General features: G+C 37.4%; 10 protein-coding genes. 8 read left to right on the forward strand and 2 right to left on the reverse strand.

All coding sequences use genetic code 11. The annotated features are described in order from the left end of the window. Nucleotides 1-3 precede the first annotated feature (3 nt). On the reverse strand, nt 4-900 hold the full coding sequence (locus MKY78_RS12170; RefSeq protein WP_339212995.1) for an ABC transporter permease: 897 nt from the start codon (nt 898-900) through the stop codon (nt 4-6). A 213-nt stretch (nt 901-1,113) separates the two neighbouring features. Here MKY78_RS12170 and MKY78_RS12175 point away from each other — a divergent pair, with 213 nt between their 5' ends. Then, the gene (locus tag MKY78_RS12175; protein WP_339212997.1) at nt 1,114-2,766 is read left to right on the forward strand and encodes a glutathione ABC transporter substrate-binding protein; all 1,653 of its coding nucleotides are present in this window, start codon (nt 1,114-1,116) and stop codon (nt 2,764-2,766) included. Nucleotides 2,767-2,948: 182 nt separating this feature from the next. Then, nucleotides 2,949-4,523, forward strand: coding sequence for an IS1182 family transposase (locus MKY78_RS12180; RefSeq protein WP_339212999.1), 1,575 nt, complete (start codon nt 2,949-2,951; stop codon nt 4,521-4,523). A gap of 165 nt (nt 4,524-4,688) precedes the next feature. Here the strand turns inward: MKY78_RS12180 and MKY78_RS12185 are convergent, their stop codons facing one another. Continuing rightward, complete coding sequence (locus MKY78_RS12185; protein WP_339213001.1) at nt 4,689-5,882, reverse strand: MFS transporter; 1,194 nt, start codon at nt 5,880-5,882, stop codon at nt 4,689-4,691. A 276-nt stretch (nt 5,883-6,158) separates the two neighbouring features. Here MKY78_RS12185 and MKY78_RS12190 point away from each other — a divergent pair, with 276 nt between their 5' ends. The 6 genes from MKY78_RS12190 to opp4A all read left to right on the forward strand — a co-directional run bounded on the left by MKY78_RS12190 (nt 6,159) and on the right by opp4A (nt 13,270). After that, complete coding sequence (locus tag MKY78_RS12190; RefSeq protein ID WP_339213003.1) at nt 6,159-7,067, forward strand: DUF1002 domain-containing protein; 909 nt, start codon at nt 6,159-6,161, stop codon at nt 7,065-7,067. 463 nt (nt 7,068-7,530) lie between these two features. Then, nucleotides 7,531-8,544 carry an ABC transporter ATP-binding protein gene (locus MKY78_RS12195; protein WP_186868238.1) on the forward strand — a complete coding sequence of 338 codons (1,014 nt, stop codon included), beginning with the start codon at nt 7,531-7,533 and terminating at the stop codon, nt 8,542-8,544. Next, a complete protein-coding gene (locus tag MKY78_RS12200; protein ID WP_186868239.1) occupies nt 8,531-9,463 on the forward strand; it encodes an ATP-binding cassette domain-containing protein in 933 nt (310 codons plus the stop codon). The genes MKY78_RS12195 and MKY78_RS12200 overlap by 14 nt, the downstream gene beginning before the upstream one ends. A 4-nt stretch (nt 9,464-9,467) precedes the next feature. Further along, nucleotides 9,468-10,430, forward strand: a complete 963-nt coding sequence (opp4B, locus tag MKY78_RS12205) for an oligopeptide ABC transporter permease (protein ID WP_339213005.1) — start codon at nt 9,468-9,470, stop codon at nt 10,428-10,430. Between the two features lie 26 nt (nt 10,431-10,456). Next, nucleotides 10,457-11,362, forward strand: coding sequence for an ABC transporter permease (locus MKY78_RS12210; protein WP_339213006.1), 906 nt, complete (start codon nt 10,457-10,459; stop codon nt 11,360-11,362). 81 nt (nt 11,363-11,443) lie between these two features. Beyond that, on the forward strand, nt 11,444-13,270 hold the full coding sequence (gene opp4A, locus MKY78_RS12215; protein WP_339213007.1) for an oligopeptide ABC transporter substrate-binding protein: 1,827 nt from the start codon (nt 11,444-11,446) through the stop codon (nt 13,268-13,270). Nucleotides 13,271-13,568: the final 298 nt, after the last annotated feature.

Raw genomic sequence — 13,568 nt, forward strand, 5'->3', positions numbered from 1 at the left:
TCTCTATTTTTTTGATTTTGGATCAAATGCATCTCTTAACCCATCTCCCAGGATATTAAAGGCTATAACGACGATGACAATAGCGATTCCCGGAAAGAAAGAGACATGTGGCGCACTATACAAATAGTTACGTCCATCACTTAACATTGCTCCCCATTCTGGGATCGGAGGTTTTGCCCCGAGTCCTAAGAACGATAAGCCGGTAGCAGTTAAGATTGCAGTAGCAATACTTAATGTTATTTGAACAATAAGAGGTGACAAGGTATTCGGTAAGATGTGTTTAAAGATAATTCGTAAGTCACTTGCTCCAAGTGCTTTTACAGCATCAATGTACTCCAGCTTTTTCACTGCTAACGTTGAGCCTCTAACAATTCTTGCAAATACAGGAATCGAAAATATGGCGATAGCAATAATAACATTTTGTATGCTTCCACCTAGTACACTAACAATTGCTAAGGCTAGCAGTATACCTGGAAATGCTAGTAGAACATCCATACAACGCATAATAATTGAATCTACACGTCCTCCATAATATCCGGATATAATTCCTATTACGGTTCCAACAATCGCTCCTAATATAACGGAAGAAAAGCCGACTCTTAATGTAATAGACATTCCTTCGATAATCCGACTGAAAATATCTCTACCATGGTGATCGGTTCCAAACCAGTGGTCGGCGGAAGGGGGAGCTAATTTGTTTACAAGATTACCTGAATCTTCGGGATAAGGTACAAAATAAGGCCCGATAAGGGAAACTAAAATAAAAAAGAAGAGGAGAATTCCTCCAATTACAGCGGCTTTGTTTTTCCTAAATTTCTTTAGGAAGGTTTTCATACGATGAACTTGCACATTTCGATGTTGTTCATAAATAGAAGGTTGATTTTGTAATGGTTGTCCCATAATGCAATTTACACCCTTTCTAGCAAGCTATAATTATCTGTTTATTCCATTGATTTATACTATTATATCATTATAGTCTATTATGACAATAAATAATTAAAAAAATAGTCTTGTAATTTGTACTACTATCATATATATTAATATGTATCTGTAATATTCAGACACTTTATAATTCCATGAGTGTCTACTAAAACGAAATGGGGGTATAAACAAGTGAATTTGTCAAAAAGATTACTCGTTTTTCTTGCAACAGTGCTAATGCTGAGTTTTGTACTTGTAGCATGTGCAAGCGAACCAGATGAAAATGGTTCACCAACAGATGATGGTGACACAGAGGAACCAGCTGACAACGGTGAGGATACAACAGACGGTGGTGAAACCGATGGTCAAAGTGGTGGTAATGACTTAGTTATTGCAAACTCTTCTGATGCTGTTTCATTAGACCCTGCTGGATCTAACGATGTACCTTCCAGTAATGTTGCTGCTAATATTTATGAATCTTTAGTTAAACAGGATCAAAATATGGAATTGCAGCCAAGTCTAGCTGAAAGCTGGGAACTTGTAGAAGATAATGTATGGGAGTTTAAGCTTCGTGAGGGAGTTAAGTTCCATGATGGATCAGACTTTAATGCGGAAGTAGTAAAAATGAATATCGAAAGAGTACTTGATAAAGATGTCGCATCGCCACGTTCGTTCTTATATAGTATGGTTACAGATATTGAAGTGGTGGATGATTATACGGTTCGATTTACGACTGAATTTCCATTCTCTCCACTTCCAGCCCACTTAGCACATAATGGTGGAGCAATGGTGTCCCCTAAATTAATTGAGGAAGACTATGCTGCCATGGAAGCAGGGGAAGAACCAGGTAGTGTAATTAATGAAAACCCAGTGGGCACAGGTTTCTTTAAATTTGAAGAATGGGTACCTGGTCAGCATATTAAGTTAGTTCGGAATGATGATTATTGGGGAGAACCGGTAAAATTAGATTCTGTTACCTTTAAAGTTGTTTCAGAAGATTTGACACGAGTAGCAGAGCTAAGAACAGGAGATTCTCATATTTCTGACCCGTTAAGTCCTTCAGATGTAGCAGAAATTGAAAATACAGATGGATTACATGTTAATACACAAGGAAGTGTAAGTTTATCTTATGTTGGATTTAATATGGAAAAAGAACCATTTAATGACCCTCGGGTCCGCCAAGCAATTAATATGGCGATTGACAGGTCGCAAATCATTGATGGTATTTATAATGGTGTAGGAATTCCTGCCATTGGACCATTAGCACCAGACGTATTTGGATATGATCCAAATGTACCTGGTTTGGAATATGATCCAGAAAAGGCGAAAGAGCTCCTTGCTGAAGCAGGCTTTGAAGACGGGTTCTCGACTACACTTTGGACTAATGATAACCGTGAGCGTATGGATATGGCTACTAATATTCAAGCACAATTAAAAGAATTTGGTATTGAGGTTGAGATAGAAGTTATGGAGTGGGGAGCATACTTGGATCAAACAGCTAATGGAGAGCATGATATGTTCATTCTTGGTTGGTCGACCGTTACAGGTGATGCAGACTACGGACTCTATGCGTTACTACACTCTGACAATGTTGGTGAACCTGGTAACCGTACATTCACACAAGACCCAGAGTTAGATGCATTACTTGATGAGGCGCGTCAAACATCTGATGCGGAAGAAAGAGCAGAGCTTTATAGACAAATTCAAGAAATGCTTGTTGATATCGCACCAATGCTATATATCCATCACCAAGAATACTTATTAGGTGTTAGCGATAAGGTACAAGGATTAATTCAAGATCCGACTGGTATCCTTCGCTTACAAAATGTTACATTAACTGAATAGTAATATAATAGAAGAAAGAGGCTGGGACAAAACCCCAGTAAATAATTAAAGACGTAGCGCTAACCATTTAAAATGGTAAGTGCTACGTCTTTTTTAATATTCTTACTCTTTTTAGTAAACAAAAAGGACACCCTCTGATAAAATTAAAGTAACCACACAATAACCTATCAGGAGGTATCCCTATGTTCAAACATTATACCATGAATCAAGTTGTTTTGCCGATAGATTTAGAAATGAAATTACAAGAAAATGATGTTGCTTACGCTGTTAATGATGTGGTGGAGAGTATTCCAGCCGAAGCATTTGATTTCTTTTTACGTGAGACTGGTTATCCAGCATATCACCCTCGAATGATGATGAAAATTATTCTTTGTGCTTACACGCAATCTGTTTTTTCTGGCAGGAAGATAGAGAGCTTACTTACAGACAGTATCCGTATGATGTGGCTTGCCCAAGGTTATGAACCGAGTTATCGTACCATCAATCGTTTCCGTGTTCATCCAGAAGTAAAAGAATTACTACGTCAATGCTTCGTACAATTTCGCTGTCAATTGGTTCAAGAAAAATTAATTGAAGAAGAAGCAATATTTATCGACGGAACGAAAATTGAAGCGAATGCCAATAAGTTTACCTTCGTTTGGCGAAAATCGGTGGAAAAATATAGTGCTAATTTGGTGGAAAAGTCTAACCAAATGTATGATGAGTTATTAAAAAAAGAAATTATTCCAGAGATAGAACGGGAAAGTTCCGATGAACTTTCTACAAAAGAGCTTAAAAATCTAGTGGAAAAGTTAGATGAAAAGGTAGAAGAATTTGATAAGAAGATTGAATCAACCGAAGAGGTAAGCCTACGTAAACAGCTTCGCTCTGAACGTAAGGTACCTAAGCAATATCGTAAGCATTTTAAGGATTACCTGGAGCGAAAACAAAACTATCAAAATGACATGGAAATCTTTGGAGAACGAAATAGTTATTCGAAGACAGATCACGATGCCACGTTTATGCGTATGAAAGATGATTATATGAAGAATGGGCAACTGAAGGCAGGTTATAATGTGCAACTTGCGACAGAAGGACAGTATGCCCTCGCCTATGATGTCTTTCCAAATCCAACAGATACACGCACGTTCATTCCTTTTCTAGATACGATTGAGAAAAGCTTTTTCAAGTTGCCAAAATATATTGTCGCTGATGCAGGTTATGGTAGTGAACAAAATTATGAGGATGTCATGAATCAACGAGAACGCACGCCGCTCGTTACCTTTAATCAATATCGAACGGAGAAGAAAAAGAAAGTTAAGAATGATCCTTTCAACATAGCCAATTGGCAATATAGCGAAGAAGAGGATTCATTTACTTGTCCAAATAATAAAACACTACCATTCCGATACACTTCCACCCGAACTGACAAATACGGTTTTACACGTACGTTCAAAGTTTATGAATGTGAAGACTGTACTGGTTGTCCATTACGTTCCTTGTGTACAAAAGCAAAGGATGGAAACAATCGAAAAGTTTTCTACAACGAGAAATGGGAACAGCAAAAAGAATACATAAGAGAGCAGCTTTCGAATCAAGAAACTGGTGAAATCTATGGGAAACGTAAAATTGACGTAGAGCCAGTCTTCGGATTTTTGAAGGCTAATTTGCGCTTCACTCGAATGTCAGTGAGGGGCAAATCCAAAGTAGAAAATGAATTAGGATTTGCGTTAATGGCGGTGAATCTAAGGAAGTACACCGCCTCTAAAGCGAGTTAACTTAAAAAAAATGACAATAGCCTAATGAAAATGGTTCCAATCATCCAAAAACGATGATCGGAACCATTTTTTTATTATTCTTGGCTAGTTATGTCCCAGCCCCTTTTTTTTAAAAAGTATGAATTATCATAGTTAAGATGACGATCTTCTATTGAACTGTCATTTCTATTGTGATAACGAATGAGTTTTCTCTACTGTGTACTCGTAACGATACCAAGCGAATAGAAGAAATCCTCCACTTAAAATTAATAGTCCACTAGTTACATAGAAAACAGTGGATATGCCATTAAACCCAGCAATTAATCCTCCGAGTGCGGGACCAATGATATTGCCGAGGAACCGGAGACTTGTATTGTATCCTAATACTTCCCCTTGCATGGATAACGGTGCCTCTTGGCGGATATAAGCCATTCTTAACGGAATAATTCCTCCAATAGAAACGCCCAATAAGAAACGAACTATGACAAGTTGCCAAATAGATGTGACAAACGCTCCCGGTATATAAACAATACCCGCCATGAAAAGAAGGGCAATTAATATTTTTATATACCCATGTTGATCTCCTAATTTGCCCCATTTTCTGGACATCAGTAAATTACCTAGTCCGGCTGCAGAGAATGCAATACCAGAGAAAAATGCTATATTAGCGGGACCATGAATTTCTTCCACGTATAACGAGAGAATCGGTTGTACAGAGAAGTGCGCAATTTGTACTAAAGCAGAAATAAGCATGACAACTAATAAAATTGGATGTTTGATTATATGCAAAATCACTTCCTTCCTGGAATATGCTTTATGGTCTTTGTCGGTAGCAAATTCGAAACGTTCTTCCCTAATACCGAATAAAACAATAAGTCCGGAAAGGATAATGGTAATAGCTGTCCATTTAAATGTAGATGAATAACCGAATGCATCTGCTAACGCTCCACCTAGAAGTGGGCCCATCAGTGTTCCGGTTATGCTACCAGTTTGTAATGTGCCAAGTACCTTTCCTGCTATGTTCTTAGGAGTTTGCGTAGCAATAAGGGCTTGCGACATCGGAATAAAACCGGTGAAAATCCCCATGAAAAGACGGAGAATAAATAATTGCCAAACATTTGTAGCGAATCCCATTAGAAATACAGATAATCCTATCCCACTTGCAAAGAAGATTAATAGTTTTTTTCTTCCATATTTATCCCCAACTCTACCCCAGATTGGTGCAAAAATAAATGCAGCGATAAAGGTAACAAGAAATACCCAGCCAGACCAATTCTGAACATAAACATCAGAGAAATTTCCAAATGAATCTATATACAAGGAAAGAAAGGGGATTACCATGGTGGTACTTCCGGCAATAAAGAAGTTGGCAAACCACATGATTACTAAATTACGTTTTGCATTGGAGTTTTCCGTACTAATTGGTTTTTGCCTTCTTTCTGTATAATTATTTCGATAACCTAAATATACCGGAAACCGAAATAAATTTAAAGTAATAATTCTTACATAGGTAGATTGTGGAGTATGAAAATTTTTCCATATAGTATTAGTTTTTCAGTTAAAAAAGTGATATTTTTGTTATATTGGGTATAATCAATGTAAGAGAATAATATTTTTTAAGACAAGCAATCTAATAAGCTAGGAAGGGGTATACGTATGAAACGATTTATGAAGCTGACAGTATTGTATACATTAATTGTGAGTTTATTTGCAGCCTTTGTCGTTCCTGTAAGTGCGGATGAGGCAATAAATGAAAAGCTTGGCGTGCCGATTGTTGTTTATGGAGGTAATTTAACAGACGAACAAAAAGCACAAACGGAAGAACTGTTAGAAGTAACGAACCCTGATATGGTTGATATCTTCACTGTAACAGGGGAAGACTTGGCTAAGTATATCGGAGGAAATCCGAATTCTCGAATGTTCTCCTCGGCAAAGATAACAATAGAAGAAGAGGGAGTGGGGCTCAATGTATCCATTATCACTCCTGACAATATTACAGAAGTAACAAGTGAAATGTACGCTAATGCCCTGCTTACAGCTGGAGTTGAGAATGCAACGGTTGTTGTTGCATCCCCTGTCAAAGTTACTGGCCATTCTGCCTTGACTGGTATATATAAGGCTTACGATGTTGGAGGGGTAGAGCTCGATAAAGAACGTATGGAGCTTGCTAATGAGGAATTAAATGTCGCAACAGATCTTGTAAAGGATGCAGGACTAACATCTGAGCAAGTAAGTGATTTAATCACGCAAATCAAGCAAGCTATTGCGGAACAAAACCCAGCATCTATAGAAGATATTGAAAGAATCGTACAAGAACAGTTAAGTAAATTGGAAATAACATTAAGTGATGAAGACCGCCAGTTATTAATTAATTTGTTTGAGAAAATGCGTAATTTAGATATTGATTTTGACCAAGTAAAAAATCAGCTAAACGATATTGCATCAAAAGTCCAAGGTAAAATAGAGGATATTTTAGCAGATGAAGGATTTTGGGACAATGTAGGAAGCTTCTTCAAAAAATTATTTGAAGCAATTGGGCAGTTTTTCTCTGGATTATTTGGATAATACCAATATGAGAAGCGTAAAAGGAGCACATTCCATCGAGGATGTGCTCCTTTTTATTCGTTAGAAAGTTAAAAGGATTAGTACTATACTAAATAATCAATTATTTAACGACGCTGAAGATTTAGAAGATTTAATCATAATACAAATAGACTACAAGGGTGTTAAAAAATATGAAGAAATTTGTCGAAATATAAATAGCCTTAAAACCGTTGATATACATGGGGTTTTGGGAGTTTTGCAAAATGTTACCTTAAAAGTTTTTTTAATCTTTTTTTAAATTTGACGTGCATTCTAAAAAGTTTGGTAGTATAATAGTTTTCATCACGTAATTCCAATAACACTAAATTATCAGAATAATTTAAACAATACTAAGATTAGCCTATATCATAAATACTGTAAAAAAGTACACCCTAAAAAGGCATAATGTCTTGGGCCTACTATTACTAAATAGGGGGATAAAAAAATGTCAGAAAAGCTTCTAGAAATCAAAAATTTAAAAACCTCATTCCGCATCAAAGACGATTATCATGCTGCGGTGGATAATTTATCTTTAACGGTTAATAAGAATGAAGTTCTTGCCATTGTTGGAGAATCTGGTTGTGGTAAAAGTGCTTTAGCATTCTCCATAATGGGGCTTCATACTCGTGCGAAGATTGAAGGAGAAATCTTATATAAAGGCAAGAACATTGCCAAAATGACTCCTTCAGAATTAAACAAGGTACGTGGTAAAGATTTAGGTATGATATTTCAGGATCCACTAACTTCATTGAACCCATTAATGGAGGTTGGTGAGCAGATTGGAGAAACCTTATTTCTACACAATAAGAATATGTCCAAGAATGAACGTAGAGCAAAGGTATTAGATTTATTGAATAAAGTTGGTATCCCTCGTGCGGAACATGTTATTAATCAGTTCCCACATGAATTGTCAGGTGGTATGCGTCAACGTGTCATGATAGCAATGGCAATCGCAAATGAGCCCGAACTACTAATTGCAGATGAGCCAACAACAGCACTAGACGTTACGATCCAATCACAAATTTTAGATTTGATCAATAAGCTTAAAGATGAAATGGATTCAGGTATTATTCTTATCACCCATGATCTAGGGGTAGTTGCTGAGATGGCAGACCGAGTAGCAGTAATGTATGCTGGACAAGTTGTTGAAATTGCAGATGTACAAACACTATTTGAAAATCCATTACATCCATACACAAGATCATTATTGAATTCCGTACCGAATGGTAATACAAAACAGGATCAATTACATGTTATCCAAGGGATCGTACCTTCCCTTCAGAATCTGCCAAGAGAAGGTTGTCGTTTTAGTGCTCGAATACCTTGGGTAGATGAATCAGCACATGAAAAAAATCCAGAACTAAAAGAAGTAACACCAGGGCACCACGTTCGTTGTACATGCTACAAGCACTTTAGCTTCCCTGATGAAAGCAAGGAGGAACAACATGTCTTATCTTGAGGTTAATGATTTAAAAGTTCACTTTCCAATAAAGGGTGGTATTTTCGGTAGAACAGTAGGCCATATAAAAGCTGTTGATGGGGTATCATTCACTTTAGAAAAAGGAAAGACGTATGGTTTAGTAGGAGAATCTGGTTCTGGTAAAACAACTACTGGTAGATCCATTATCGGTTTAAATACGATTACATCTGGAAAAGTTATGTTTGATGGTCAGGATATTACGAATATTGCACGTGGTCGTTCCGAGGCGCGTAAAAATATTCAAATGATTTTTCAAGACCCATATTCATCATTAAACCCGAAAAAACGTGTAGTAGACATCGTATCTGAACCGTTACGTAACTTTGAAAATTTAACTCGTAAAGAAGAGCGTAAGAGAGTGCAAGAATTATTGGAGCTAGTCGGATTAAGTCCTGAAAGCATTTTAAAATATCCCCATGAATTCTCAGGTGGGCAACGTCAACGTATTGGTATCGCTAGAGCAATCGCATTAAAGCCAAAACTAATTATTGCGGACGAGCCAGTTTCAGCACTAGATGTTTCAGTGCAAGCTCAAGTATTAAACTTTATGAAAGAGATTCAAAAGGAACTTGATTTAACATATCTGTTTATTAGCCATGACTTAGGAGTAATCAAGCATATGTGTGATGATATCGGAATCATGTACAAAGGTCGCTATGTGGAAGCAGGTACTGCAGAGGACATCTTTAACAATCCTCAGCATATTTATACGAAACGCTTAGTGGCGGCAATTCCGGATATTGATCCTAAAAAACGTGAGGAAAAACGTCAATTCCGTGAAGAGGTAAAAATGGAATATGAACAATCCTACAATGATTACTTTGATGAGGAAGGTTTAGCCTATAAATTACAACCAGTGTCTGACACTCATTTAGTGGCTTTACCTGAGAAAGGTTGATAATATGTGGAAATTTACATTACGTCGTACATTAATTATGATTCCTCAATTAATTGTTCTTAGTATAATTATTTTTGTACTAGGACAATTAATGCCAGGAGATGCGCTATCAGGACAAGGAGGTTCGGACGTTGATCCAAACCGATTAGAAGAAATTCGCGAAAACATGGGATGGAATGATCCATGGCATGAACAGTACGTAAGATGGATGGGTGGCGTCCTTCAGGGTGATTTTGGACAATCATTCCGTTTCAAAATGCCTGTTACAGAACTAATTGGGCAACGTATTGTCAATTCATTCTGGTTATCAGTGGCAACATTAATCTTAACCTATCTGATCGCCATTCCACTCGGTATTGTTAGTGGTCGATACAATGATACATGGCGTGATCAATTGATTACAGGTTATACGTATGTTGGATTTGCAACGCCATTATTCATTTTTGCGCTTGTGATGCTTTGGTTATTCGGTTTCCAATTAGGTTGGTTCCCAACTAGTGGAAGTGTAACACCGGGGCTTGAACCGGGAACATTTGATTACTTTATAAGCAAACTTTATCACTTGTTACTACCAGCATTATCCATGGCACTAATTACAACATATAGTACGATTCAATATTTACGTAATGAAATTGTTGATACGAAGCATAAAGACTTCATTTTAACAGCTAGAGCAAAAGGGGCTTCTGAAAGACGAGTCTATAATCGCCATATTTTAAGAAACTCACTTTTACCGATTGCGGCATTCTTTGGATTTGAGATTACGGGGTTAATTGGTGGCTCTATTTTCATTGAGAACATTTTTGGATATCCGGGAATGGGTCAATTATTAGTAGAATCCATTAGCTTACGTGATTACACGGTATTAACTGCAACTACATTATTATTCGGTGTTGCATCGATTGTAGGGGCATTATTATCTGACATTATCTTAAGTATTGTAGATCCAAGAATTCGTATTAAATAAGAATAGGTAATTGTGAGGTGAAATAAATGGAAAACAATAAAGCAGAAGAATTGAAAACGAAGGAACCGATAAAAAGTCCTTCTGGTATGAGTATAATTTGGCGTGAGCTAGTTCGAGATAAGCTAGCACTAATCTCTTTAATCTTCTTAATCTTAATTATGGCATTTGTATATGGTACATCCATTATATTAGACCAAGAGGAAATTGTAACAGTAGACTTGTTATCCATCTATGAGCCACCTGGTGATGATTTTATCTTAGGTACTGATTATGGTGGTCGTGACATCTTTGGACAATTGATTATTGGGACAAAGAATTCCTTATCGATTGCAATACTTGTAACGGCTATGACAGGAATTATTGGAATAGCCTATGGATTAATCGCTGGTTACTTCGGTGGCCATATTGATAATATCATGATGCGTATTTTGGATTTCTTCTTAATCCTACCGTTTACGATGATCGTCATTGCATTCGTTGCAATTGTACCAAAGTATAGTGTATGGACCTTCTCTCTCATTATGACGGCATTTCTCTGGATGGGAATTGCCCGTTTGATCAGATCGAAGGCTTTGCAGGAAAAAGAATTAGATTATATCCAAGCATCGAAGACACTTGGTAGCTCTAATTTCAAAATTATCTTTACACAATTACTACCAAACTGTAGTTCACTTATTATTGTAACGATGACATTAAACTTAGCTGCTAATATTGGCCTTGAATCAGGTCTATCATTCTTAGGGTTTGGGTTCCCAGAGAGTACGCCTAGTTTAGGTACATTATTAAGCTATGCGACTAATCCGCAAACATTAGAATCTAGATGGTGGATTTGGGTTCCTGCTTCGGTATTAATTTTACTTCTAATGTTGTCTATTAATAATGTTGGACAAGCATTAAAACGTGCAACAGACGCAAGACAAAGAAGAGGGTAAAAAATCGTACGATAACTCCTTGGCCGCGCCAATGGGATGGCCAAGGAAAACTATATCTATAAAAATAGGGAGGCAACTATGATGAGAAAGACAAGCAAATGGCTTATAGCTCTTATGCTCGTATTATTGCTTGCACTTGCTGCATGTGGCGGCGGTAGTGACAATGAGTCTTCTGAGGACAAAGGGGATAATGGTTCAGAAGATAACAAAAGCACGGAAGCAAATGAAGATGGCATCTTCCATATTGACGATTTCAATATGACTGCTTCAAACAATGGTGAAGCACTTGAAAATGGTTCACTAACTTATGGTATCGTGTCAGATACGGTACTAGAAGGTACATTTAACTTCAACTTCTATTCAGGTGCTCCTGACTATGAAGTAATTGCATGGTTTGATGAGCCTTTATTTGACTCAGATGCTAGCTATACGTACACACAAGATGGTGCTGCTACTTGGGAAGTGGATGACACTGGTAAAGTATACACCTTACAAATTAAAGACGGTGTTAACTGGCATGATGGTAAACCTGTAACTGCTGAGGATTGGGAATTTGTTCACTATGTTATCGGTCATCCAGACTATGATGGTATCCGTTATGGGTCTGACTTTGAAAACATTGAAGGAATGAAAGAGTATCATGATGGTGAAACAGATACCATTTCTGGTATTAAAGTAATTGATGATAAGACATTACAAATTACTTTTAAAGAAGGTGGTCCTTCTCTTATTACTGGAGGAATTTGGCCATATGCATTACCAAAACACATCTTCGGTGATATGGATGTAAAAGAAATGGCAGAATCTGATGCGGTTCGTAAAAACCCGATCGGAATGGGACCATATAAAGTAGAATCAATTGTACCTGGCGAATCTGTTGTTTTAAAAAGAAATGAAGACTACTGGAGAGGTACTCCTGCTTTAGAAGAAGTTACAGTAAAAGTGGTATCTCCTTCTACAGTAGTACAAGAATTAAAAACTGGTGGCGTTGACATGGTCGATAGCTTCCCAACAGATCAATTCTTAGATAATGCAAATATGTCTAATGTTGAATTCCTAGGATCTATTGATAATGTATACACATACATTGGTTTTAAATTAGGTAAATGGAATAAAGAAGAAGGTCAAGTAGAGGTTGACCCTAATGCTAAAATGGCGGATGTAAATCTACGCCGCGCAATGTGGTATGCTGTAGATAATAATGCTGTTGGTGACAACTTCTATAATGGGTTACGTTGGAATGCAACATCATTAATCATTCCATTCTTCCCAGAATATCATAATCCTGATATTGAAACACCAACATACGATCCAGATGAAGCAAATCGTATTCTAGACGAAGCTGGATATGAAGATAAAGATGGTGATGGATTCCGTGAAACTCCAGACGGTGAAAAATTAGTTATTAACTTTGCATCAATGTCTGGTGGAGATACCGCTGAGCCACTAGCTCAATACTACATCCAATCATGGGCTGCTGTAGGTCTAAACGTACAATTAGTTGATGGGCGTCTATTAGAATTCAACTCATTTTATGATCGTATAAAAGAAGATGATCCAGAAATTGATATTTTCCAAGCGGCTTGGGGTACTGGTACTGATGTAAACCCTGCTGGTATTTTTGGTGGTAACTCTTCTTCTAACTACCCACGTTGGACTAATGAAGAAAATGATCAGCTATTAGCTGAAGGTGCTTCTATGAAAGCAATGGACACAGAATATCGTAAAGAAGTATATGACAAGTGGCAACAACTAATGGTTGATAACATCCCGATGTTCCCAACTCTATACCGTTCTGTTATTGTTCCAGTAAATAACCGTGTAACGAACTATACACTTGATCCTGGATCAGATCTTTCACGTTACCAAATTGGTGTAACAGAGGAAAAAGCTGAAGTAGCTGAATAATAATAGCGAAAAAGAAGTCACTTAGTGTGGCTTCTTTTTTGGTAGAGAGGAAGGGTTGAATATCTTTCCCGCTAGCATAAGCAAAACTTCCATTCGTAGAAAGATGAGCGAATGGGAGTTTTTTATTTTAGTTGAAGGAGAATGTGATTGAGTATTGGTGAGAATTGACCAGGTGGGGAGGGGATGGGCCCAAATAGCGGGAGGATGCGTCCGTCTTGTGAAGAGATGAGCCCAAACAGAAGAGATAAACCCACCCCGAGAGGAGATGAGCTAAACAGGAGAAAGATGATTCCGCCCT

It is taken from the genome of Ornithinibacillus sp. FSL M8-0202 (assembly GCF_037975285.1).
GTDB classification, from domain to species: domain Bacteria; phylum Bacillota; class Bacilli; order Bacillales; family Amphibacillaceae; genus Ornithinibacillus; species Ornithinibacillus massiliensis.

Excerpts from the sequence above, each read along its gene's own strand:
- MKY78_RS12170 (WP_339212995.1), bottom strand. The coding sequence starts at position 900 with ATGGGACAACCATTACAAAATCAACCTTCTATTTATGAACAACATCGA.
- MKY78_RS12180 (WP_339212999.1), top strand. The coding sequence starts at position 2,949 with ATGTTCAAACATTATACCATGAATCAAGTTGTTTTGCCGATAGATTTA.
- MKY78_RS12185 (WP_339213001.1), bottom strand. The coding sequence starts at position 5,882 with ATGTGGTTTGCCAACTTCTTTATTGCCGGAAGTACCACCATGGTAATC.
- MKY78_RS12190 (WP_339213003.1), top strand. The coding sequence starts at position 6,159 with ATGAAACGATTTATGAAGCTGACAGTATTGTATACATTAATTGTGAGT.
- MKY78_RS12195 (WP_186868238.1), top strand. The coding sequence starts at position 7,531 with ATGTCAGAAAAGCTTCTAGAAATCAAAAATTTAAAAACCTCATTCCGC.
- MKY78_RS12200 (WP_186868239.1), top strand. The coding sequence starts at position 8,531 with ATGTCTTATCTTGAGGTTAATGATTTAAAAGTTCACTTTCCAATAAAG.
- opp4B (WP_339213005.1), top strand. The coding sequence starts at position 9,468 with ATGTGGAAATTTACATTACGTCGTACATTAATTATGATTCCTCAATTA.
- MKY78_RS12210 (WP_339213006.1), top strand. The coding sequence starts at position 10,457 with ATGGAAAACAATAAAGCAGAAGAATTGAAAACGAAGGAACCGATAAAA.
- opp4A (WP_339213007.1), top strand. The coding sequence starts at position 11,444 with ATGAGAAAGACAAGCAAATGGCTTATAGCTCTTATGCTCGTATTATTG.